Source organism: Enterobacter sp. KBR-315C3_2022 (assembly GCF_041399425.1).
In the GTDB taxonomy this organism is placed as follows: Bacteria; Pseudomonadota; Gammaproteobacteria; order Enterobacterales; family Enterobacteriaceae; genus Enterobacter.
On record NZ_JBGKEB010000015.1, the window covers coordinates 80,711 to 105,235 of the forward strand.

At 58.0% G+C, this 24,525-nt stretch carries 18 protein-coding genes; 4 read left to right on the forward strand and 14 right to left on the reverse strand.

The genetic code is table 11. The features are described from left to right. Positions 1 to 39: 39 nt before the first annotated feature. From eno to rlmD, 5 genes are all read right to left on the reverse strand, one after another. The gene (gene eno / locus AB8804_RS16200) at positions 40 to 1,338 is read right to left on the reverse strand and encodes a phosphopyruvate hydratase (protein ID WP_371187923.1); all 1,299 of its coding nucleotides are present in this window, start codon (positions 1,336 to 1,338) and stop codon (positions 40 to 42) included. 80 nt (positions 1,339 to 1,418) lie between these two features. Further along, positions 1,419 to 3,056, reverse strand: a complete 1,638-nt coding sequence (gene pyrG / locus AB8804_RS16205; RefSeq protein WP_371187925.1) for a glutamine hydrolyzing CTP synthase — start codon at positions 3,054 to 3,056, stop codon at positions 1,419 to 1,421. Positions 3,057 to 3,279: 223 nt separating this feature from the next. Next, positions 3,280 to 4,071 (reverse strand): nucleoside triphosphate pyrophosphohydrolase, encoded by a 792-nt coding sequence (mazG, locus tag AB8804_RS16210; protein ID WP_371187927.1) that lies wholly within the window; start codon positions 4,069 to 4,071, stop codon positions 3,280 to 3,282. 65 nt (positions 4,072 to 4,136) lie between these two features. Continuing rightward, a complete protein-coding gene (gene relA / locus AB8804_RS16215) occupies positions 4,137 to 6,368 on the reverse strand; it encodes a GTP diphosphokinase (RefSeq protein ID WP_371187929.1) in 2,232 nt (743 codons plus the stop codon). 51 nt (positions 6,369 to 6,419) lie between these two features. Continuing rightward, the gene (gene rlmD, locus AB8804_RS16220; protein ID WP_371187931.1) at positions 6,420 to 7,718 is read right to left on the reverse strand and encodes a 23S rRNA (uracil(1939)-C(5))-methyltransferase RlmD; all 1,299 of its coding nucleotides are present in this window, start codon (positions 7,716 to 7,718) and stop codon (positions 6,420 to 6,422) included. Positions 7,719 to 7,775: 57 nt separating this feature from the next. On the opposite strand from rlmD, the gene barA reads away from it, so the two are divergent. After that, entirely contained in the window at positions 7,776 to 10,541 is a 2,766-nt protein-coding gene (barA, locus tag AB8804_RS16225; RefSeq protein ID WP_371187933.1) for a two-component sensor histidine kinase BarA, read from the forward strand. Between the two features lie 151 nt (positions 10,542 to 10,692). On the opposite strand, the gene AB8804_RS16230 is transcribed toward barA, so the two are convergent. The 9 genes from AB8804_RS16230 to syd all read right to left on the reverse strand — a co-directional run bounded on the left by AB8804_RS16230 (position 10,693) and on the right by syd (position 20,203). Beyond that, entirely contained in the window at positions 10,693 to 11,652 is a 960-nt protein-coding gene (locus tag AB8804_RS16230) for an IS110 family transposase (protein ID WP_371187935.1), read from the reverse strand. A gap of 247 nt (positions 11,653 to 11,899) precedes the next feature. Beyond that, on the reverse strand, positions 11,900 to 13,039 hold the full coding sequence (locus AB8804_RS16235) for a glycerate kinase (RefSeq protein WP_371187937.1): 1,140 nt from the start codon (positions 13,037 to 13,039) through the stop codon (positions 11,900 to 11,902). A 78-nt stretch (positions 13,040 to 13,117) separates the two neighbouring features. Next, positions 13,118 to 14,455, reverse strand: coding sequence for a glucarate dehydratase (gene gudD, locus AB8804_RS16240; RefSeq protein ID WP_371187939.1), 1,338 nt, complete (start codon positions 14,453 to 14,455; stop codon positions 13,118 to 13,120). Between the two features lie 15 nt (positions 14,456 to 14,470). After that, complete coding sequence (locus AB8804_RS16245; protein WP_371187961.1) at positions 14,471 to 15,811, reverse strand: enolase C-terminal domain-like protein; 1,341 nt, start codon at positions 15,809 to 15,811, stop codon at positions 14,471 to 14,473. Next, positions 15,811 to 17,166 carry an MFS transporter gene (locus AB8804_RS16250; RefSeq protein ID WP_371187941.1) on the reverse strand — a complete coding sequence of 452 codons (1,356 nt, stop codon included), beginning with the start codon at positions 17,164 to 17,166 and terminating at the stop codon, positions 15,811 to 15,813. Before AB8804_RS16250 ends, AB8804_RS16245 begins: the two co-directional genes overlap by 1 nt. A 284-nt stretch (positions 17,167 to 17,450) precedes the next feature. Beyond that, a complete protein-coding gene (locus AB8804_RS16255; protein WP_371187943.1) occupies positions 17,451 to 17,900 on the reverse strand; it encodes a flavodoxin in 450 nt (149 codons plus the stop codon). A gap of 18 nt (positions 17,901 to 17,918) precedes the next feature. After that, entirely contained in the window at positions 17,919 to 18,701 is a 783-nt protein-coding gene (gene truC, locus AB8804_RS16260) for a tRNA pseudouridine(65) synthase TruC (protein WP_371187945.1), read from the reverse strand. After that, positions 18,698 to 19,027, reverse strand: coding sequence for a YqcC family protein (locus tag AB8804_RS16265; RefSeq protein ID WP_371187947.1), 330 nt, complete (start codon positions 19,025 to 19,027; stop codon positions 18,698 to 18,700). The genes truC and AB8804_RS16265 overlap by 4 nt, the downstream gene beginning before the upstream one ends. A gap of 630 nt (positions 19,028 to 19,657) precedes the next feature. Beyond that, positions 19,658 to 20,203 carry a SecY-interacting protein gene (syd, locus tag AB8804_RS16270; RefSeq protein WP_371187949.1) on the reverse strand — a complete coding sequence of 182 codons (546 nt, stop codon included), beginning with the start codon at positions 20,201 to 20,203 and terminating at the stop codon, positions 19,658 to 19,660. A 69-nt stretch (positions 20,204 to 20,272) separates the two neighbouring features. Here syd and queF point away from each other — a divergent pair, with 69 nt between their 5' ends. The 3 genes from queF to AB8804_RS16285 all read left to right on the forward strand — a co-directional run bounded on the left by queF (position 20,273) and on the right by AB8804_RS16285 (position 24,399). Next, on the forward strand, positions 20,273 to 21,115 hold the full coding sequence (gene queF, locus AB8804_RS16275; RefSeq protein WP_371187951.1) for an NADPH-dependent 7-cyano-7-deazaguanine reductase QueF: 843 nt from the start codon (positions 20,273 to 20,275) through the stop codon (positions 21,113 to 21,115). Between the two features lie 116 nt (positions 21,116 to 21,231). Then, entirely contained in the window at positions 21,232 to 22,596 is a 1,365-nt protein-coding gene (gene ppnN / locus AB8804_RS16280) for a nucleotide 5'-monophosphate nucleosidase PpnN (RefSeq protein WP_371187953.1), read from the forward strand. Positions 22,597 to 23,109: 513 nt separating this feature from the next. Next, positions 23,110 to 24,399, forward strand: a complete 1,290-nt coding sequence (locus AB8804_RS16285) for an HAAAP family serine/threonine permease (RefSeq protein WP_371187955.1) — start codon at positions 23,110 to 23,112, stop codon at positions 24,397 to 24,399. Positions 24,400 to 24,525 lie beyond the last annotated feature (126 nt).

Here is a 24,525-nt window from a genome sequence, read left to right on the forward strand (position 1 = left end):
CCGCCGAAGCGGGTTTTTTATCAGAACAAATGCTCAGGATTACGCCTGACCTTTGATCTCTTTACGACCATTGTATGGTGCTTTTTCGCCCAGCGCTTCTTCGATACGAATCAGCTGGTTGTACTTAGCAACACGGTCAGAACGGCTCATAGAACCGGTTTTGATCTGGCCAGCAGCGGTACCAACAGCCAGGTCAGCGATGGTAGCGTCTTCAGTTTCGCCAGAACGGTGAGAGATCACAGCGGTGTAGCCAGCGTCTTTCGCCATTTTGATCGCAGCCAGAGTTTCGGTCAGAGAACCGATCTGGTTGAATTTGATCAGGATGGAGTTAACGATGCCTTTCTCGATGCCTTCTTTCAGGATCTTGGTGTTGGTTACGAACAGATCGTCACCAACCAGCTGGATTTTGTCGCCCAGTACTTTAGTCTGGTATGCGAAACCATCCCAGTCAGACTCGTCCAGACCGTCTTCGATAGAAACGATTGGGTACTGTTTGGTCAGGTCTTCCAGGAAGTGGGTGAATTCTTCAGAGGTGAACGCTTTGTTGCCTTCGCCAGCCAGAACGTATTTACCGTCTTTGTAGAACTCAGATGCTGCACAGTCCATCGCCAGGGTGATGTCTTTGCCCAGCTCGTAGCCAGCAGCTTTTACCGCTTCAGCGATAACAGCCAGCGCTTCTGCGTTAGAACCCAGGTTTGGCGCGTAGCCACCTTCGTCACCAACAGCGGTGTTCATACCTTTAGCTTTCAGAACTTTAGCCAGGTTGTGGAACACTTCAGAACCCATGCGAACTGCTTCTTTCAGGGTTTTCGCGCCAACTGGCTGAATCATGAATTCCTGAATATCAACGTTGTTGTCCGCGTGCTCACCACCGTTGATGATGTTCATCATTGGTACTGGCATGGAGTATTTGCCTGGGGTGCCGTTCAGTTCAGCGATGTGCTCGAACAGTGGCTGGCCTTTCGCAGCGGCTGCTGCTTTGGCGTTTGCCAGGGATACGGCCAGGATTGCGTTCGCACCGAAGTTAGATTTGTTTTCAGTACCGTCCAGATCGATCATGATCTTGTCGATGCCAGCCTGGTCTTTGGCGTCTTTGCCAAGGATCGCCTGAGCGATAGGACCGTTTACAGCGCCAACCGCTTTCAGTACGCCTTTGCCCAGGAAACGGGATTTGTCGCCATCGCGCAGTTCCAGCGCTTCGCGGGAACCAGTAGAAGCACCTGATGGAGCAGCTGCCATACCGACGAAACCACCTTCCAGATGAACTTCAGCTTCAACGGTCGGGTTACCACGGGAGTCGATGATTTCACGACCGATGACTTTAACGATTTTGGACATTAGATTTTCCTCAGTACAAGTTAAACTAAAACTCCAGACAAACAACGCGTACCAGGGGTACGCGTTGTCGCTCTAACTTTTTACTTCGCCTGACGCTTTTGGTAGTCGCTGGCGGCTTTTACGAAGCCTGCGAACAGCGGGTGTCCATCACGTGGCGTTGAAGTAAATTCCGGGTGGAATTGGCAGGCAACGAACCACGGATGGTTAGGCACCTCAATGATCTCGACGAGCTGGTCGTCCCCGGAGCGGCCTGCAACGCGCAGACCCGCAGCTTCAATTTGTTTCAACAGCATATTGTTGACTTCATAGCGGTGACGATGGCGCTCGGTGATGGTTGGCTCGCCGTACAGCTTGCGAACCACGCTATCGTCGGACAGCTGGCAGGCCTGTGCGCCAAGACGCATCGTGCCACCCAGATCGCTCTTCTCAGTACGGACTTCAACGTTGCCGTCTTCGTCACGCCACTCGGTAATCAGCGCCACAACAGGGTACTTACAGTCTGGCACAAATTCCGTAGAGTTCGCGTTTTCCATTCCCGCTACGTTGCGCGCAAATTCGATCAGCGCAACCTGCATACCCAGGCAGATGCCGAGGTACGGAATATTGTTTTCACGCGCATAGCGCGCGGTGGCGATCTTGCCTTCTACGCCGCGGTAGCCGAAGCCGCCAGGGATCAGAATCGCATCCAGATCTTTCAGGATTTCAACGCCGCGCGTTTCAACATCCTGCGAATCAATCAGCTTGATGTTCACGGAAACGCGGTTCTTCAGACCACCGTGTTTCAGCGCTTCGATAACGGACTTGTAGGCATCCGGCAGTTCAATGTACTTGCCGACCATACCGATAGTCACTTCGCCCGCCGGGTTCGCTTCTTCGTAAATCACCTGTTCCCATTCTGACAGGTTAGCTTCCGGACAGTTCAAGCTGAATCGTTTACAAATATAATCGTCCAGGCCCTGTGATTTCAACAGGCCAGGAATTTTATAAATGGAATCGACATCTTTCATTGAGATAACGGCTTTTTCCGGCACGTTACAGAACAATGCAATTTTAGCGCGTTCGTTCGCAGGGATAGCGCGATCGGAACGACACACCAGGATGTCTGGCTGAATACCGATAGAAAGCAGCTCTTTAACGGAGTGCTGGGTCGGTTTGGTTTTCACTTCACCTGCGGCCGCCATGTAAGGCACCAGCGTCAGGTGCATGAACAGCGCGTTTTCACGGCCAATATCTACCGCCAGCTGGCGAATCGCTTCCAGGAACGGCAGGGATTCGATGTCACCCACGGTACCGCCGATTTCAACCAGCACCACGTCGTGACCTTCGCCACCGGCAAGGACGCGCTCTTTAATGGCGTTAGTGATGTGTGGGATAACCTGAACGGTCGCACCAAGATAGTCTCCGCGGCGCTCTTTACGCAGAACGTCGGAGTAAATACGGCCCGTCGTGAAGTTGTTACGACGGGTCATTTTGGTGCGGATGAAGCGCTCGTAGTGGCCAAGATCCAGATCGGTTTCAGCGCCGTCTTCAGTAACGAACACTTCCCCGTGTTGGGTTGGGCTCATGGTGCCAGGATCGACGTTGATGTACGGATCCAGTTTCATCATGGTCACATTGAGGCCACGGGCTTCAAGAATGGCTGCGAGGGAGGCTGCGGCAATGCCTTTACCCAGAGAGGATACGACCCCGCCGGTCACAAAAATATAGTTCGTTGTCATGCTGAACCTGAGAAGTTAGGGTGAAACGATGGAATAACCAGGACGGGAAAGTAGTATACCCGAACACGGCGAGCGCCACAAACATTCATTCTCCGTCTCCATCTCAGGTCACGACAAACATAAGGAGTGAGAAAATAGCCCCTTTTGGGTAAATGTTTTTGACGCAAATCAAGCGCTTGTCATTTAAAAAATCACACAAATAGCGCTTGATCGCAAAATTCCGTTAGAGATCAGATTCCTGGCGTTTTACTTCCTGCCATACCTCTTCCATCTGTTCGAGGTCGATTCCGGTCATTTCCAGGCCGCGTGAGGCCACGATACGCTCGACTTCGCGAAAGCGGCGCTCAAACTTGATGTTCGCTTTTTGCAGCGCGGTTTCCGCTTTCACGCCCAGGTGGCGAGAGAGGTTGACGGTGGCGAACAACAGGTCGCCCATCTCCTCTTCCAGCTTCGCCTCATCCACCACGGCCTGCTGCGCTTCGTGCATCACTTCGTCGATCTCTTCGTGCACTTTGTCCAGCACCGGGCCAAGGGAGGTCCAGTCAAAGCCCACGGCGGAGCAGCGTTTTTGGATTTTATGCGCGCGCATCAGGGCGGGCAGGTTCAGCGGGATGTCGTCCAGCGCGGAGTGCTGGGATTTTTCCGCGCGCTCGGCGCTTTTAATCGCTTCCCAGCGCGCCAGCACCTCCGTGCTGTTGCCCGCGGTGGCATCGCCAAAAATGTGCGGGTGACGGCGCTCCAGCTTGTCGCTGATGGCGGCGCAGATATCGTCGAAGTTAAAGCGCCCTTCTTCCTGCGCCATCTGCGCATAAAACACCACCTGGAACAGGAGATCGCCCAGCTCGCCGCGCAGGTCGTCAAAGTCCTCGCGGGAGATGGCGTCCAGCACCTCGTAGGTCTCTTCGAGGGTGTACGGTGCGATGCTGGCGAAAGTCTGCTCTTTATCCCACGGGCAGCCGTTTTCCGGATCGCGCAGGCGTTTCATGATGCCGAGCAGGCGGTCGATTTGAGTCATAGTTCTGTCCTGATGGAAAAATGCCGGGCGGCGGCTTCGCCTTACCCGGCCTACATAGAGGGAATTTAACCGCCGTGCAGACGACGCGCGTCAATCACGTCCGGCACCTGGTTCAGTTTGCCAAGCACGCGGCCCAGCACCTGCAGGTTGTAGATTTCGATGGTCATATCGATGGTGGCAAGCTGCTCGCGGGTATCGCTGCGGCTGGCGACGCCCAGCACGTTAACCTTCTCGTTGGCGAGAATGGTCGTGATGTCGCGCAGCAGGCCGCTGCGGTCGTTGGCGGTGACGCGCACCACCAGCGAATAGCCCGCAGAGTAGCTTTCACCCCAGACGGCTTCCACGATGCGCTCAGGCGCGTGCGACTGGAGCTCCGCAAGCTGGTCACAGTCCGAGCGGTGGATGGAGATCCCGCGCCCCTGGGTGATAAAGCCGACGATATCGTCGCCCGGGATCGGCTGGCAGCAGCGGGCGATGTGGTGCATCAAATTGCCCACGCCCTCGACCACCACGCGGCCATTGTCCTTGCTGCGCTGCTGCGGCGCGTAGGTTTTCTGCTGCAGCTGCTTCAGCGCGGCCGCATCCTGCTCTTCGGCGCTTGGCTTGTTGAACTGCGCCTGCAGGAAGTTGACCATCTGATTGAGGCGGATATCACCGCCGCCGATCGCGGCCAGCAGCTCGTCCAGCTCGTTGAAGTTGTAGCGCGGCAGCAGGAATTTCTCAGCCTCTTTCAGGCTGATGCCGACGTGCTCAAGCTCGTCGTCCAGGATCTGACGTCCAGCGAGGATGTTCTTGTCGCGATCCTGCTTGCGGAACCAGGCGTGGATCTTGGAACGCCCGCGGCTTGTCGTGACGTAGCCCAGGTTCGGGTTGAGCCAGTCGCGGCTTGGGTTTGGCTGCTTCTGGGTGATGATTTCAATCTGGTCGCCCATCTGCAGCTGATAGGTGAACGGCACAATGCGCCCACCGATTTTCGCGCCGATGCAGCGGTGCCCAACGTCACTGTGGATGTGGTACGCAAAGTCGAGCGGCGTCGAGCCAGCCGGAAGGTCGACAACGTCGCCTTTCGGGGTAAAGACGTACACGCGGTCGTCGAAGACCTGGCTGCGGACCTCATCGAGCATTTCGCCGGAATCCGCCATCTCTTCCTGCCACGCAATCAGCTTGCGCAGCCAGGCGATGCGGTCCTCGTGGCCGGAGCGCGCCCCGCCAGAGGTGCCTTCTTTGTATTTCCAGTGCGCGGCCACGCCCAGCTCGGCGTCCTCGTGCATCTGTTTGGTGCGGATCTGGATTTCAACCGTCTTGCCGCCCGGGCCAAGCACCACGGTATGAATAGACTGGTAGCCGTTCGGTTTTGGGTTCGCGACATAGTCATCGAACTCGTCCGGCAGGTGGCGGAAGTGCGTGTGCACGATCCCGAGCGCGGCGTAGCAGTCCTGCAGACGCTCGGCCACGATGCGCACCGCGCGCACGTCAAACAGCTCGTCAAAGGCGAGATGCTTTTTCTGCATTTTGCGCCAGATGCTGTAGATGTGCTTCGGACGACCGTACACTTCCGCGCGCACGTTCTCTTCCTTCATCGACTGGCGCAGCCCGCCGACGAACTCGTCGATGTAGTGCTCGCGGTCAATGCGGCGCTCGTGCAGCAGCTTGGCGATGCGCTTGTATTCCGCCGGGTGCAGGTAGCGGAAGCAGTAGTCCTCAAGCTCCCATTTCAGCTGGCCAATCCCTAAGCGGTTCGCCAGCGGAGCGTAGATGTTTGTACACTCTTTGGCGGCCAGCACGCGCTCGTCTTCCGGCGCATCCTTCACTTCACGCAGGTGGGCAATACGCTCGGCAAGCTTAATGACCACGCAGCGGAAATCATCCACCATCGCCAACAGCATCCGGCGCACGTTGTCGACCTGCTCCGACGAGACGGAGTCCGTGTGCGCCGCCTTAAGCTGGCGAATAGCCGCCATATCACGCACGCCGTGGATCAGTGCCACCACGGGCTTGCCTACGCTTTCGCGCAGAACGTCCTCGCTGACGACGTCAGCGTCGGCAAGCGGAAACAGAAGCGAAGCCTGCAGCGTTTCGATATCCATGTTCAACATGGATAAGATTTCAACCATCTCCACGCCGCGCCACAGAAGGAGGTCGGCGTCCGGATGGCCCGTGGTGGTGCGCAAACAGTAGGCCCAGGTTTCGGTTAAGCGTTCACACGACTGCTGGCTGGAAATCCCCAGACTTACGATCCATTTTTGTGGGTCAAACTCACCAGCTTTATTAAGATGTGCACTTCTTACCGCAACCATCGTCCTCTCCTTTAGGGACAAGGGCCTGTCGAAGTCGACAAGCCAAACTCATTAGATGTGCTCAAACAACACCATCGATTCCAGATGCCCAGTGTGCGGGAACATGTCCAGCATTGCCAGACGCTGAATCTGGTAACCCGCCGCTGTTAATGCCTCGCTGTCCCTGGCAAGCGTTGCCGGGTTACAGGAAACATAGACCACGCGTTTTGCGGCGAGTTTAATAATATGTGCCATTACGCCCGGTGCGCCCGCACGCGCCGGATCGAGAAGAATTTTGTCGAAGCCCTGCTTCGCCCAGGGCTGCCTGGTGACGTCTTCCTCAAGGTTCTGATGAAAGAATGTCACGTTCTGCAGGCCGTTCTCTCGGGCATTTTCCTGCCCTTTCGCCACCAGCGCCTCGACGCCTTCAACGCCCACTACACTCGCCGCCTTTTGCGCCAGCGGCAGCGTGAAGTTGCCCATGCCGCAGAAGAGATCCAACACGCGGTCAGTGGGTTGAACGTCCAGCCACGCCAGCGCCTGCGCAATCATCTGCTGGTTCACGCCGTCGTTCACCTGGATAAAATCTCGCGGGCTGAACGTTAAGCGTAGCCCGTTTGCGGCATACCAGGGCGCGTCTCCCGTTAGCTGCTCCAGTATCTCGCTTTGCGGCGCGAGGAAAAGCGCGAGCTCCTGGGAATGCGAAAAGCGTTCCAGTTTTTGCCGATCTTTATCCGACAGCGGTGAAGTATGGCGTAAAACCATCAGCGGGCCATTGTTCGCCAGCACCAGCTCAGCGTGGCCGAGATGGCGAACGCCCTCCAGCGACGCGAGGCAGGCGCGCACGTCCGGGAGCAATGCCTCAAGGCGGGGCACCAAAATGGGGCACTGCGGGATGTCGACGATATCGCTGGAGCCCGCCTGGCGAAACCCCATATCCAGACGCTCGGTCTTCGGAGAATAGTTCAGGCTCAGGCGCGCGCGGCGGCGGTAGCCCCACGGCTGGTCGGCAATAATGTCATTGACGTCGTGCTTGAGCAGGCGCGCCAGCGCGCGGCTTTTGCTCTGCTGCTGCAGCGCGACGCTCGCGTGCTGCTGCTGGCACCCGCCGCAGACGCCAAAGTGCGGGCAGCGCGGCGCGGCGCGTTCAGGGCTATCATTAAGACGACGCTTAACCCGGCCGCGAGCGTACTGGCGTTTGTCTTCGGTCAGCGTAACGTCAGCGCGCTCCGCTGGCAGCAAACCAGTGACAAACAGTGCCTTACCGTTGTGGCGTGCAACGCCCTGACCAAAGGGGTCGAGGTCCGTTGCTTCAACAGTTATGATCTGACGCGTCGTCACGCGTCGCTTTGCAGAGTAGAATTGCGCCATCGCCGAGATTTTTCTCAAATATACATAATTATCCTAATTGTCCCATAACGGAACGCCATGACCAACTACAGCCTGCGTGCTCGCATGATGATTTTGATCCTCGCCCCCACCGTGCTAATCGGTTTGCTGCTGAGCATCTTCTTTGTGGTGCACCGCTATAACGACCTGCAGCGGCAGCTTGAAGACGCGGGAGCGAGCATTATCGAACCGCTCGCCGTCTCCAGCGAATACGGGATGAACCTGCAAAACCGCGAATCCATTGGCCAGTTAATCAGCGTGCTGCACCGCCGTCACTCCGACATCGTGCGGGCCATTTCCGTGTATGACGAACATAACCGCCTGTTCGTGACGTCAAACTTCCATCTCGACCCGGCGCAGCTGCAGATCCCCAACGGTACGCCGTTCCCGCGCCATCTGAGCGTACTGCGCCGCGGGGATATTATGATTCTGCGCACGCCGATTATCTCCGAGAGCTATTCACCCGATGAATCCGCCACGTCCGATGCCAAAACCGGCAATAATATGTTGGGATATGTGGCGCTGGAGCTGGATCTCAAGTCGGTGCGGCTGCAGCAGTACAAAGAAATTTTTGTCTCCGGCATGATGATGCTGTTCTGCATCGGCATTGCCCTGATTTTCGGCTGGCGACTGATGCGCGACGTGACCGGGCCAATCCGCAACATGGTGAACACCGTTGACCGCATCCGCCGCGGGCAGCTCGACAGCCGCGTGGAAGGGTTTATGCTCGGCGAGCTGGACATGCTCAAGAACGGCATTAACTCGATGGCGATGTCGCTGGCGGCCTACCACGAAGAGATGCAGCACAACGTCGATCAGGCCACCTCCGATCTGCGCGAAACGCTGGAGCAGATGGAAATTCAGAACGTCGAGCTGGATCTGGCGAAAAAACGCGCTCAGGAAGCGGCGCGCATTAAGTCCGAGTTCCTGGCCAATATGTCGCACGAGCTGCGCACGCCGCTCAACGGCGTCATCGGCTTTACCCGCCTCACGCTCAAGAGCGAGCTGAACCCCACCCAGCGCGATCATCTGCACACCATTGAGCGCTCGGCCAACAACCTGCTGGCGATCATTAACGACGTGCTGGACTTCTCCAAGCTGGAAGCGGGCAAGCTGATCCTGGAAAGCATTCCGTTCCCGCTGCGCAGCACGCTGGATGAGGTGGTGACGCTTCTCGCCCACTCCTCGCACGACAAGGGGCTGGAGCTGACGCTTAACATTAAAAACGACGTGCCGGATAACGTCATCGGCGACCCGCTGCGCCTGCAGCAGGTGATCACCAACCTGGTGGGGAACGCCATCAAGTTCACCGAAAGCGGCAATATCGATATTCTGGTGGAGAAGCGGGCGCTCAGTAACAACAAGGTGCAGGTTGAGGTGCAGATCCGCGATACCGGGATTGGTATTCCGGAGCGCGATCAGTCGCGCCTCTTCCAGGCGTTCCGCCAGGCGGATGCCAGCATCTCGCGCCGCCACGGCGGTACCGGGCTGGGGCTGGTGATCACCCAAAAGCTGGTCAAAGAGATGGGCGGAGATATCTCGTTCCACAGCCAGCCTAACCGCGGCTCCACCTTCTGGTTCCATATCAATCTCGACCTCAATCCAAACGTGCTGACGGACGGCCCGATGACCGGCTGCCTGAAAGGCATGCGCCTGGCCTACGTTGAGCCTAACGCCGCGGCGGCGCAGTGTACGCTGGATATTTTAAGCACCACGCCGCTGGAGGTTATCTACAGCCCGACCTTCTCGGCGCTGGCGATCGATCACTACGATATTCTGCTGATGGGCATACCCGTTACCTTTACCGGCGAGCTGACCATGCAGCAGGAGCGGCTGGCAAAGGCGGCCTCAATGACCGACTACCTGCTGCTGGCCCTGCCGTGCCATGCGCAGATAAACGCCGAAGAGCTGAAAAACGACGGTGCCGCAGCCTGCCTGCTGAAGCCGCTTACCGCCACGCGGCTGCTTCCTGCGCTGACGGAATATTGCCGCCTGAGCAAGCACGCCCTGCCGCTGATAGAGGAAGAGAGCAAGCTGGCGATGACCGTGATGGCGGTGGATGACAACCCGGCGAACCTCAAGCTTATCGGCGTGCTGCTGGAGGATCAGGTTCAGCACGTTGAGCTGTGCACCAGCGGGGCGCAGGCAGTTGAGCAAGCCAAACAGATGCAGTTCGACCTGATTCTGATGGATATTCAAATGCCGGGCATGGACGGCATCCGCGCCTGCGAGCTGATCCGCCAGCTGCCGCACCAGCAGCAGACGCCGGTGATTGCCGTTACCGCCCACGCGATGGCCGGTCAGAAGGAGAAGCTTCTCAACGCCGGGATGAACGATTACCTGGCGAAACCGATAGATGAAGAAAAGCTGCATAACCTGCTGCTGCGCTACAAACCCGATCGGATTGGCGGGTCATACACGTTTTCAGCCCAGCCGAGCGAACCGGCTCAGGATATCAACCCTAACGCGACGCTCGACTGGCAGCTGGCGCTGCGCCAGGCCGCGGGTAAAACCGACTTAGCGCGCGAGATGCTGCAAATGCTGATCGCCTTCCTGCCGGAGATCCGTAACAAGGTGGAGGAACAGCTGGTGGGCGAGAACCCGGAAGATTTGCTGGACGCCATCCACAAGCTGCACGGCAGTTGCGGCTACAGCGGCGTGCCGCGGCTGAAAAACCTCTGCCAGCTGCTGGAGCAGCAGCTGCGCGGCGGCACGCCGGAGGCCGAGCTTGAGCCCGAGTTTCTGGAGCTGCTGGACGAGATGGATAACGTGACGCGGGAAGCGAGGAAGGTGTTGGGTGGGTGACACGAGAGAGCGGCCTGGGGGGGGGGGGGGGGGGGGGTCACCCGTGCGCGGGCCCCCCCCCACCCCCAAACCCCCCCCCCCTTGGGGGTGAGGGGACTGCACCGAGCCGTCTTTACCCCCTCGCCCCTTTGGGGAGATACCGTCTTGCCGGTTATCCGGCAAGCGGTATTTCAGCATTAAATTCGCGCCCGGATTTCACCACTCCATACGCCAGTTGCAGCAGTTTTCGCATTCCCGCGCACACGCGTTCTTTTCCTGTCTTCCCTCTCGCTGCCAGCCTCCCCATCAACTTTTTCACCACTTCATTACATCTTCCCGCCACTATCGCTGGCATATACAGCACGCTGCGCAGTTCCGCGTGACCCACTTTTGACAGCCTGCTTTTCCCTTTCCACATTCCTGACTCGCTCCGACGTGGGTTCAGGCCCGCATACGCCACCAGTGCCTTGCTGTCGCTGAACCTTCGCAGGTTTCCCGCGAACGCCAGCAGACTCACGCTCAGCATGTCACCTATCCCGGGGATACTTTTCAGCAATGCCCTGTCCCGCTTCAGGTCCGGGTTATCATCGATGTGACGGTTGATTTTCTTCCGCGTTTCTTCAATCAGTTCGTCCAGCATCGCGACGTGCTCGTTCAGGGAGGGAACGATAACGTCATCGGCTGCCTCAAGGCGGTTCACCTCCATCTGACGCATTTCCTCCAGGTTACGCAGATGGCGCACCAGAGCCGTCAGCTGCCGCTCGCTCAGCGGAGCTGGATGCCAGGGGGCGGGCTGATACAGAGCGCAGTAACGGGCTATCAGCGCCGCATCGCTTTTGTCGGTTTTGTTGCGGGTCAGTTCCGTGTTGCCAAATGCGTGTATACGCGCCGGGTTTTCGAGACTGACGCAGCAGCCGTTATCGGCCAGCAGTGTGGCCAGCTCAGTGCTGTAGCAGCCCGTGGCTTCCATGCAGATATGGCAGTCGCCAAAGCGAGTCAGCCAGTTAAGGAACTCACGGCATCCGGCAGGCGTGTTGGCGAATTTTTTGGTTTTGTACTTCTGATTTGGCAGCAGGACAGCAACATCAAATTTAAGTTTGGCGATATCAACGCCGACGGGGACAAGATTCATGATGGCACTCCGTAACCTTATGAATAATATCGCCGGACCATCCTTATATGTGGGTGCTCGGGGCACAGGATACCGTTCGGTCTTGAGGCGACAGGGAAACAGGTTACCGGGGCATAATCTCTCCCGCGGGCTCAGGGGCACCAGGGCCGGGTGATGCTCACCGGTAACCTCCCGATGATCAGTCGGGGATCTTCTCCACCTGAGTGGAGAAGATCAAGACATAAGGGCCGGGGTGAGGGGAATTCCCCTACAACCCTTTCCCAACCTTCAGCACCGCCGCGATATTCCGCGCGGCCATGCGCAGGTTCGCCTGGGCATTCCCCAGCGCGTCTTCAAGGGAGCAGATGCTGTAAAGCACGCTAAATACCGCGTCGATACCGTGTTGATGGACCACGCCGACGTCTGCCGTCAGGCTGCCCGCGATGCCGATCACCGGCTTGTTGTAGCGTTTTGCCACCTTCGCCACGCCCACGGGCACTTTGCCGTGAATGGTCTGACTGTCGATGCGGCCTTCACCGGTTATCACGATGTCAGCGTCGGCAACCTGTTCATCCAGACGCAGGGCGTCGGTCACGATTTCAATGCCCTGGCGCAGCGTCGCGCCGCAGAAGGCGTAAAGCGCCGCGCCCATTCCGCCCGCCGCTCCGCCCCCCGCTAGAGAGAGCACGTCGATATCCAGATCCCGGGCAATGATCTTTGCATAATGCCCCAGCGCGTCATCCAGCGCGGTGACCATCTCGGCGGTTGCCCCTTTTTGCGGCCCGAACACCGCTGTGGCCCCTTCAGGCCCGGTTAAGGGGTTGCTGACATCGCAGGCCACCTCAATGCGGCATTCCGCCAGGCGCGCGTCCAGCTCGCTAAGATCGATCTGCGCCAGCGTGGCCAGCTCCCCGCCACCGTAGCCAAGCGGCTGCGCCCGGTCGTTCAGCAGCTTCGCGCCCAGCGCCTGCACCATGCCCGCGCCGCCGTCGTTGGTGGCGCTGCCGCCGATACCGATGATGATATGGTTGACGCCCGCGTCCAGCGCGTGGCGGATCAGCTCGCCCGTTCCCCACGAGGTCGTGTTCAGCGGGTTACGCGCTGAAGCAGGAACAAGCTCCAGACCGCTGGCGGCCGCCATCTCAATAAAGGCGCTCTGCTTATCGCCGGAGATGCCATAAAATGAGGGGATGCGCGTTCCAAGCGGGCCCGTAACCTCTACCTCCACGCGCTCGCCGGAGGTGGCCGCCACCATGGCATCCACCGTTCCCTCCCCGCCATCGGCTACCGGGATTTTCACATATTCCGCATCAGGCCAAACTTCACGGAAACCGTCCTCAATAGCCGTCGCCACCTCAAGGGCGGTCAAGCTTTCCTTCCAGGAATCCGGTGCGATAACGAGTTTCATATAGCATCCTTACGCATGTTGACTTTGTTAAGCATACATCAGGGAAAACGACCGCTCATGGGAGCGGTCCCAATGCCTTTAGCGTACCATGCACGGACGCTTATTGTCGAATGTCCAGTCAGGGATCAGATACTGCATGGCAAGCGCATCATCGCGCGCCCCCAGGCCGTGTTTTTGATACAGTTCATGCGCCTGCATCACCCGATCCATATCCAGCTCCACGCCCAGACCCGGCGTAGAAGGAACCTGAACCATACCGCCCTTAATTTCGAACGGCTGCCTGGTCAGGCGCTGATTTCCCTCCTGCCAAATCCAGTGGGTATCAATGGCGGTAATGTTGCCCGGCGCGGCGGCCGCGACGTGGGTGAACATCGCCAGCGAAATATCAAAGTGGTTGTTGGAGTGTGAGCCCCAGGTCAGGCCAAATTCGTGGCACATCTGCGCCACGCGCACCGAGCCCTGCATCGTCCAGAAGTGCGGGTCCGCCAGCGGGATATCGACCGACTGAAGCGAGAGCGTGTGCCCCATCTGACGCCAGTCGGTGGCAATCATGTTGGTGGCGGTCGGCAGGCCGGTGGCGCGGCGAAACTCCGCCATCACCTCGCGGCCGGAGAAGCCCTGCTCCGCACCGCACGGATCTTCCGCATACGCCAGCACGCCTTTCAGCTGCTTGCCAATGGCGATCGCTTCGTCGAGTGACCAGGCCCCGTTCGGATCCAGCGTGACGCGCGCCTGCGGGAAGCGTTTTGCCAGGGCAGAAACCGCTTCCGCCTCTTCCGCGCCGGCCAGCACGCCGCCCTTCAGCTTGAAATCGTTAAAGCCATATTTCTCGTAAGCCGCTTCCGCGAGGCGCACCACCGCGTCCGGGGTCATGGCTTCGTCGTGGCGAATGCGATACCAGTCGCACGCCTCGTCCGGCTGGCTTTGATACGGCAGCGGCGTCTGCTTGCGGTTGCCGACGAAGAACAGATAGCCCAGCATTTCTACTTCGCTGCGCTGCTGGCCTTCGCCGAGCAGCGAGGCCACGTTAACGCCCAGATGCTGGCCCAGCAGATCCAGCATCGCGGCCTCAATGCCGGTCACGACGTGGATGGTGGTGCGCAGATCGAACGTCTGCAGGCCGCGCCCGCCCGCGTCGCGGTCGGCAAAGGTGTTACGCACGGCGTTCAGGACATTTTTGTATTCCCCCAGCGCTTTGCCGACTACCAGCGGAATCGCCTCTTCCAGGGTCTTGCGGATCTTCTCGCCGCCGGGGATTTCCCCCACGCCGGTGTGGCCGGAATTATCTTTAATGATAACGATGTTGCGGGTGAAAAATGGCGCGTGGGCTCCGCTCAGGTTCATCAGCATGCTGTCGTGTCCGGCAACCGGCACAATCTGCATGGAGGTAACGACGGGAGTGGAAAATGTGCTCATGGTTCAATCCTTTTATCAGTGACGTCCAAAAACAGGGCGCTTGCGGTCAAATGTCCAGCCAGGGATAAGGTACTGCATCGGGCCCGCATCGTTACGTGCGCCACCCGGCAGTTTTTTATAGGCTTCATGCGCCTGATGGATCTGGTCCCAGTCAAGCTCTACGCCCAGCCCCGGCGAATCCGGAACGGCGATGGTGCCGTTTTTAATCTCCAGCGGATTTTTGGTCAGACGGGCTTCTCCCTCCTGCCAAATCCAGTGGGTATCGATGGCGGTCGGATTACCCGGCGCGGCCGCGCCTACGTGGGTAAACATCGCCAGCGAGATATCGAAATGGTTATTGGAGTGGCAGCCCCAGGTCAGGCCCCAGTCGTCGCAGAGCTGCGCCACGCGGACCGCGCCTGAAAGCGTCCAGAAGTGCGGATCGGCCAGCGGGATATCCATCGCGTTGAGCATCACCGCGTGGCCCATTTCGCGCCAGTTGGTGGCGATCATGTTGGTCGCGACCGGCAGCCCGGTGGCGCGGCGAAATTCGGCCATCACCTCGCGGCCGGAGAAGCCCTGCTCGGCGCCGCACGGATCTTCCGCGTAGGTCAGCACGTCGCCCATCCCTTTACACAGGGCGATGGCCTCATCCAGCAGCCACGCGCCGTTGGGATCGACGGTGATCCGCGCCTCCGGAAAGCGTTTTTTCAGCGCGTGGGCGCTTTCGATTTCCTGTTCGCCCGGCAGCACGCCGCCCTTCAGCTTAAAGTCCTTAAAGCCGTAGCGATCCTGCGCCGCCTCCGCCAGGCGGACAACCGCCTCGCTGGACAGCGCTTCCTGGTGACGCAGGTGATACCACTCATGGCTGCCGGGAGAGCGCGCCAGATACGGCAGATCGGTTTTATTGCGATCGCCGATGTAGAACAGATAGCCCAGCACCGTTACCGCGTCGCGCTGCTTGCCCGGCCCCAGCAGCTCACACACCGGGACGTTTAGCGCTTTGCCCAGCAAATCGAGCAGCGCGGCTTCCAGCGCGGCCACCGCGTTGACGCGCAGCTCGAACGTCCAGGCGCCTTTGCCGAAGGTGTCGAAGTCTGCGGACTGGTTGCCCTTGTGCACCCGCTGAACCACCTTGTTTAAGCGGGCAATCTCCTGCCCCACGACCTGCGGGATCGCATCCACCAGCGTCTGGTAAATGACCTCTCCGCCGGGCGCCTCGCCGACGCCGGTGTGGCCAGCGCTGTCGGTGAGGACCACGATGTTGCGGGTAAACCAGGCGTTATGCGCGCCGCCGATATTGAGCACCATGCTGTCCTGTCCGGCCACCGGAATGACCTTCATGTCCGTCACGATCGGGCTTGATTGGGTTGTCATCATCCGCGCTCCGCAACAGGTTTAAGCTCGACGCGCTTAATGTCGCCCACCAGCACCAGGTAGCTCAGTACGGCCACCAGCGCGTGGACGCCCACGTAAATGAGCGCGCCGTTGAACGAGCCCGTCGTGCCGACGATGTAGCCGATGGCAATCGGCGTCACGATCCCGGAAATGTTGCCGAACATGTTGAACAGGCCGCCGCTCAGGCCGCTGATCTCCTTCGGCGCGGTATCCGCCATCACCGCCCAGCCCAGCGCGCCAATCCCCTTACCGAAGAACGCCATCGCCATAAAGCCGATAATCATCCACTCGGCGTTAACGAAGTTGCAGAACACCATGGACATTGAGAGCAGCATGCCCAGCACGATAGGCGTTTTGCGGGCGATGTTCAGCGAGCCGGTACGGCGCATCAGCCAGTCGGAGATCACGCCGCCCAGCACGCCGCCGACGAAACCGCAGATGGCCGGAACCGAGGCCACAAAGCCCGCTTTCAGAATCGACATGCCGCGCGCCTGCACCAGATAGACCGGGAACCAGGTGATGAAGAAGTAGGTCATGGCGTTAATGCAGTACTGGCCAAGGTAGATACCGATCATCATGCGCGAGCCCACGAGCTGCTTGATCTGCGCCCATTTCTGGCTGAACGGCACTTTGGCCTTTTCGGTTTTCAGATCCATGTTGATCAGCGCGCCGCCTTCGGCAATGTACTCCAGCTCTTTCTTGTTGACGCCGGGATGCTGATTCGGCTCGTGGATCACCTTAAGCCAGATAAAGCTGATGACAATCCCCAGCCCGCCCATGAAGAAGAAGACGTGCGACCAGCCCACCTCATGCGTCAGCCAGCCCATGACCGGTGCAAAGATGACGGTTGCGAAGTATTGTGCCGAGTTAAAAATGGCGACCGCCGTTCCCCTCTCCTGCGCCGGGAACCAGGCCGCGACGATTCGACTGTTGCCGGGGAATGAAGGCGCTTCCGCCAGCCCCACCAGGAAGCGCAGGGTGAAGAGCGCAATGATAATGCCGAAGCCGCTAAAGATGTCGACAAAGCCCTGCAGCAGGGTAAACATCGACCAGATAAAGATGGACCAGAAGTAGACGCGCTTCGAGCCGAAGCGGTCAAGCAGCCAGCCGCCAGGAATTTGGCCGATGACATAGGCCCATGAAAATGCGGAGAAAACATAACCCATACCGACCGGATCGAGCCCGATATCTTTTGCCATCTCGGAACCGGCAATCGACAGCGTTGCGCGGTCCCCATAGTTAAAGGACGTGACGATAAACAGCATCACCACAATCCAGTAGCGAGCGTTGGTGCGCTTTTCAGCGCCGCTCGCCGCTTGGCTTAATGTACTCATTGATGCACTCCTGAATCATAGCTTTCGCCTGGTTCATTCTGTAAAGCACCTGTAGGGTAATCAGAATGAGAGGTTAGCGGTTGGCAGTTTTGGTACGGCTACGTGCCGTTTTATAGTGACGGGAAAAGTATATGTAAGGGGGCGTGGCTCCCTCACCGTGCAGGAACACAACATTGAAGGGAGTGTGGAACGTTGTTTGGGGCATAAGCCCAAAGCGATGGAAGATGGTTCACGGAATTGGCGTTTGGCGCGGGTGGTGCAGGCCCGCGCAGGCGGGCCAGACGTTATTTGAGGAGCGTCGCCCAGTGCTCAACCCACGGGTTGGATTCGCTTTCAGGCTCCGGATGTTCGCCGGCGTCGATCAGCAGCATTTCACCCACGCGCTGGGCGCTCTGCTCCTGCAGGAGCGCGTCGAACTGCTTGCCGCCGCCGCAGAAGTTAGCGTAGGAGCTGTCGCCGAGCGCGATGATCCCGTAGTGCACGTCGGGCTGGTAGCCCAGCTGGTCTTTAATGCCCTGGAACAGTGGGACAATGCTATCCGGCAGATCGCCCTGCCCCGTTGTCGACGTCACGACCAGAATGAATTTGTCCTGATACTTTTCCCAGTCGGCCAGCTCCGGATCTTCATAGACCGTGGCTTTATGGCCCTGACTGGCGAGGATCGCTTCGGCTTCTTCCGCCACCAGCAGCGAGTTACCGTACATCGTGCCGACAAAAATACCCACTTCAGCCATGCTTTGCTCCGTTGATTTTTACTGTTGCCGTTCATCCTGAACGTTGCCCGCCGCAAACTCAACCCTTTCATTTTCGGGGAGTTGCCCCAGCCAGCCAAACTGTGACAGCGCCTGCATCCAGACGTCGTCCAGCCCTGCGTGAAGGGTCAGCGGCCTGCCGGTGAACGGGTGCGTCAGGCTCAGTTCGCTGGCGTGCAGCATCAGGCGGTTAAGGCCAAAGTGCTCTGCCGCACTGCGGTTCTGGCGTAAATCGCCGTGCTTGCTGTCGCCGATAATCGGGTGACGAAGGTGCGCGAGGTGGCGGCGAAGCTGGTGCTTGCGCCCGGTTTTGGGCAGAAGCTCAACCAGGCTGTAGCGCGTGGTGGGAAATTTGCTGGTCGCCACCGGCATTTCCGCGGTGGCCATACCGCGATAGTCTGTGACCGCGGGCTGCGGGCCTTTATCATCGCGGGCGAATTTATCCGCAATCTTGTCCAGCTCTTCGACCAGCGGGTAGTCAAGCCGGGCCGCGTCCGTCAGCCAGCCGCGCGCAATCGCGTGATAGCGCTTTTGGATTTGATGCTGTTCAAACTGCTGCGACAGCAGGCGGCCCGCTTCGCTTGAGAGCCCCATCAGCAGGACGCCGGAGGTCGGCCTGTCGAGACGGTGGGCGGTGAAGACGTGCTGACCAATCTGGTCGCGTACGGTCTGCATCACCACCACCTTCTCGTCACGATCGAGCCAGCTGCGGTGCACCAGCCACCCCGACGGTTTATTCACCGCCACCAGCCACTCGTCCTGATAGAGGATTTCAATCGTCATGCACCGGCACCGGCAAAAAGCGCGTCCAGGCGAGCCAGCTCGACGAGCACGACCTCGCGCGCGGGATGGTTTTCCTCAAGCGCCATTTCATAATAGGGGGAAACGGCGAACGCCTGCGGCAGCGGGTGACCGCCCTCCAACAGCGCGTGCATGCGCGGGATTAACACCCACTGCAGCCACTCAAACGGTGCCAGGGTGTCGAGGCAAAATGGCTGCGTACTGGCGAACGCTTCGGGATGCGGCGCGGTTTCCTGCCAAAGCTGGTGATGGCGAAGAAGGGCTTCGATGGCGTGCAACTGCGCACGAACGCTTTCGTGATGCGTCATGATAACCTCAACTGAAAATCTGAACGGCGCGCAGCATAGCATTGCAGGAAGCAGAAATAAAAAAAGGGAGCACTGTATAAACAGTGCTCCCGGTTCGTTTCGCAGCATTCCAGCTACAATTCGTGCTCCCTGCTCGTCCGTGACAACTTTTCCTGCGCCCGAGGGCGTGTTCATCCGTTAACCTTTGCATCCTGCTCACATCGTCCTGACGTGATTGTTTCATCCTGAAACGTCCTGGCCTTCCTGACCCACCGACCATCCTGACCGGCTCTCATTCTCCTTCCTGGAGGTGTCCCTTACGCGTCCTGCGTTATCCTCTTTGCTTCATCCTGAAGCCTTCCTGCAGCGCCTTCCTGACGTGTCCTGTGTGAAAAACGTCATCATCCTGATGTTCGTTTTTCGTGTCGGCTTCCTGTCGACGGAGAAATAATCCTCTATTCCGCTTCGTCTTACAACCCACCTTATTCGTGGTGTAAGCCTTAAGAAAGGCCATTTGACGGCCTCATAATCAGTTAACTTACTAATATTTATGGTTATTAAATTCTAAAAATATTAAGGCAATACTGAAAGTGACGTCGATCTCCTACAAACCTTGTAAGAGATCTCTCACACGCCTGATGGCATCCTGGATTACAGAAGGGGCTCAAGTTGAGTGAGGAAATCCGCAAGAGAGGGAGCGAGCACGTCGCGATTGCGGGTACCAATGGTCTCTTTAACCACTTCACCTGACAGATTGCAGACGGAAATGACGTCCAGCTCGCTGTCGAGCGTGGCGATAAAGAGCGTCGGTGAAAGCTTAAGGCGTTTTTGCGTGACCAGGTGACCAATCAGGTTCTCCTGAACGCGCTGGAGATCGTCTTCACTCCAGGTTTGCAGCAGCGTGAGCGCTAATCCTGCAAAACGCGCGGGCATATCACCGGCAAACTGGGTGGTATAAAACGCGTGAACCGCTGGTTGTACCACAAGGTCCATTGCGCGTTCAACCGCATTTACATTCTGCTCGTCCGTAAAGGGCTTGGGCTGCCAGATAACGCTATCGTCCAGGGAAGAGACAATGCACGGCGAAGGCACACCATGTAATTCAGCACTTTGCGGCCACGTTCCCTGTTTTTCATGCCACGCATCGCAGTAGCGGGTCGTGAAGTTCGTCAGGGCATTTGCAGTTTCGATATCCACCGATTTCTCTCTTCTTGTAAGACAGGATAAACTCAGCCCATAAGTGTACCTGCAAAGTGGCTATGAAACATGTCTTACGAAAATCATCAGGCGTTAACGGGCTTAACGCTGGGTAAATCGACCGATTACCGCGACACCTACGATGCCTCGCTGCTTCAGGGCGTTCCGCGCAGCCTTAACCGCGATCCGCTGGGCCTGCACGCCGACGCGCTGCCGTTTGTCGGCGGCGATATCTGGACGCTGTACGAGCTCTCCTGGCTTAACGCGCGCGGCCTGCCGCAGGTCGCCGTCGGCCACGTAGAGCTGGATCACGCCAGCATTAACCTGGTGGAGTCGAAAAGCTTCAAGCTCTATCTCAACAGCTTTAACCAGACGAAATTCAGCAGCTGGGACGACGTCCAGCGCACGCTGGAGCAGGATTTACGCGCCTGCGCGCAGGGGGATGTCTCCGTGTCACTGTACCGCCTGCACGAGCTGGAAGGTCAGCCGATCGCCCACTTCAGCGGGACCTGCATCGACGATCTGGACATTGAGGTGGACAGCTATGAGTTCAGCACCGACTACCTTGAAAACGCCGCGGGCGGCAAGGTGGTGGAAGAGACGCTGGTCAGCCACCTGCTGAAGTCCAACTGCCTGATCACCCACCAGCCCGACTGGGGCTCCGTGCAGATCCAGTACCGCGGCCCGCAGATCGACCGCGAGAAGCTGCTGCGCTATCTGGTGTCATTCCGCCACCATAACGAATTTCACGAACAGTGCGTGGAGCGCATCTTTAACGACATCCAGCGTTTCTGCCAGCCGGAAAAGCTGAGCGTGTACGCGCGCTACACCCGCCGCGGGGGTTTAGACATCAACCCGTGGCGGACCAACACCGACTTTGTGCCCGCAACGGGCCGCCTGGTGCGCCAGTAATATAAATATTTTCACAATATGCGCGGTCTATTCCGCGCTTATAGTTGTGAAACGTCATAAGCCAGGGCTATTGTAATCAACAGGGAAAGACGATTTTCGTCCCGTAAGGAGCTCACTTGATTACACATATTAGCCCGCTGGGCTCAATGGATATGTTGTCGCAGCTGGAAGTGGACATGCTTAAACGCACGGCCAGCAGCGATCTCTATCAACTGTTTCGCAACTGTTCACTTGCCGTCCTGAACTCCGGAAGCCTGACCGACAACAGCAAAGAGCTGCTGTCCCGCTTCGAAAGCTTTGACATCAACGTGCTGCGCCGGGAGCGCGGCGTGAAGCTTGAGGTGATCAACCCGCCGGAAGACGCCTTCGTTGACGGGCGCATTATCCGCTCGCTGCAGGCCAACCTGTTTGCCGTGCTGCGCGACATCCTGTTTGTTAACGGACAAATTCATAACGCCGGGCGCTTCCAGCATCTGGATCTTGAAAGCTCTGTCCACATTACCAACCTGGTATTCTCTATCCTGCGTAACGCCCGCGCCCTGCACGTCGGCGAAGCGCCGAATATGGTCGTGTGCTGGGGCGGTCACTCCATTAACGAAACGGAATACCTGTACGCGCGCCGCGTGGGGACGCATCTCGGGCTGCGCGAGCTGAACATTTGTACCGGCTGCGGTCCGGGTGCGATGGAGGCGCCGATGAAGGGTGCCGCCGTCGGCCACGCGCAGCAGCGTTACAAAGAGGGGCGCTTTATCGGCATGACCGAACCGTCGATCATCGCGGCCGAACCGCCGAACCCGCTGGTCAACGAGCTGATCATCATGCCGGACATCGAAAAACGCCTTGAAGCGTTTGTCCGCATCGCCCATGGGATCATCATCTTCCCGGGCGGCGTGGGAACGGCGGAAGAGCTGCTCTATCTGCTGGGTATTCTGATGAACCCGGCCAACAAAGATCAGGTCCTGCCGCTGATCCTGACCGGGCCGAAAGAGAGCGCCGACTACTTCCGCGTGCTGGACGAGTTCATCGTGCATACGCTGGGCGAAGCGGCCCGCCGCCACTATCACATCATCATTGACGATGCGGCTGAAGTGGCGCGCCAGATGAAGAAAGCCATGCCGCTGGTGAAAGAGAACCGCCGCGATACGGGCGATGCCTACAGCTTTAACTGGTCGATCCGCATTGCGCCGGATCTGCAGATCCCGTTTGAGCCGTCGCACGAGAATATGGCGAACCTCAAGCTTTACCCCGATCAGCCGGTCGAAGTGCTGGCCGCCGACCTGCGGCGCGCCTTCTCCGGGATCGTCGCGGGCAACGTGAAAGAGGTTGGCATTCGCGCCATCGAGGAGTTTGGCCCGTACAAAATCCACGGCGATCAAGAGATGATGCGCCGCATGGACGACATGCTGCAGGGCTTCGTTGCTCAGCACCGCATGAAGCTGCCGGGCTCAGCGTATATACCGTGCTACGAAATCATTAAGTAACGGCTAAAAAAATCGCCTCAGGCCGGATAACGAACGATCGTTATCCGGCTTTTTTATTCCTGTTCTCATTCATAGCCGTCCTCTATATCAGATGCAAACTTCGCCCAAACGCAAACGATTACCTCTCCTGACGAACCGGAAATAATCGCCCTTAATCCAAATTCTCCGTCAGAAAACACTAAAAACCCGCTTTTTTACAGCAAAAGGCGCCTATCTCAGAATGCAGCCTTCCAGGCTACATGTTGTTAATGGTAGCCTTCGCGCCCGTAAATTCTCTTTGACGTTTTTTTAGTAGATAAATGGTCTAAATATATCCATATCAAAAGTGGATTATTGCATTTGGGATCGCGATCACTGAAGGATTCATAACTAGAATGTATCTTTCCGCCCGCCAATAGTTACGGGCAAAAATTATTAAAAAACCGTCACTGAACGAATTTCATATTACCGTCAGGCACTTTTTCATCGGATTTGACTAGAAACCTGACAATTTGCTTCCTCCAGGAGATATAGATGGAAACCACTCAAACCAGCACCGTTGCTTCGATTGATTCCCGAAGCGGTTGGCGCAAAACGGATACCATGTGGATGCTTGGCCTGTACGGCACGGCAATCGGCGCTGGTGTACTGTTCCTTCCTATCAACGCAGGCGTCGGCGGCCTGATCCCGCTGATCATCATGGCGATTATCGCCTTCCCGATGACCTTCTTCGCACACCGTGGCCTGACCCGCTTCGTGCTGTCCGGTAAAAATCCGGGCGAAGACATCACCGAAGTGGTTGAAGAACACTTTGGCGTAGGCGCAGGCAAGCTGATCACCCTGCTCTACTTCTTCGCGATTTACCCAATCCTGCTGGTGTACAGCGTAGCGATTACCAACACCGTTGAAAGCTTCATGACCCACCAGCTGCAGATCACGCCGCCACCGCGCGCCATTCTGTCGCTGATCCTGATCGTGGGCATGATGACCATCGTTCGCTTCGGCGAGCAGATGATCGTAAAAGCGATGAGCGTACTGGTATTCCCGTTCGTTATCGCGCTGATGGTGCTGGCCTGCTACCTGATTCCTAACTGGAACGGCGCAGCGCTGGAAACCCTCTCATTAAGCAGCGCGTCAGCAACCGGTAACGGCCTGTGGATGACCCTGTGGCTGGCGATCCCTGTGATGGTGTTCTCCTTTAACCACTCCCCTATCATCTCCTCCTTCGCGGTTGCGAAGCGTGAAGAATACGGCCAGGGCGCTGAGAAAAAATGTTCCAGCATTCTTGCCCGTGCGCACGTGATGATGGTTCTGACCGTTATGTTCTTCGTCTTCAGCTGCGTGCTGAGCCTGTCCCCGGCGGACCTGGCAGCAGCGAAAGAGCAGAACATCTCCATTCTGTCTTACCTGGCGAACCACTTTAACGCACCGATTATTGCGTGGATGGCGCCAATTATCGCGATTATCGCTATCACCAAATCCTTCCTGGGCCATTACCTGGGCGCGCGTGAAGGCTTCAACGGTATGGTGATTAAATCTCTGCGCGGTAAAGGCAAGAGCATTGAAATCAACAAGCTGAACAAAATCACTGCGCTGTTCATGCTGCTCACCACCTGGGCGGTAGCGACCCTGAACCCAAGCATCCTGGGCATGATTGAAACCCTGGGCGGCCCGGTTATCGCGATGATTCTGTTCCTGATGCCGATGTACGCGATTCAGAAAGTGCCGGCGATGCGTAAGTACAGCGGTCATATCAGCAACGTGTTCGTTGTCGTGATGGGTCTGATTGCCATCTCCGCTATTTTCTACTCGCTGTTCAGCTAATACCTCCCGGGGGGGGGGGGGGGGGGGGGGGGCGCCGGCGCGGGGGGGGGGGGCAGGGGGGCGGCAGGGTGGTGTGGTGGGGTGTGTGTGAAGAGGGGTGTGGGGGGGGGGGGGGGCGCCCCCCGG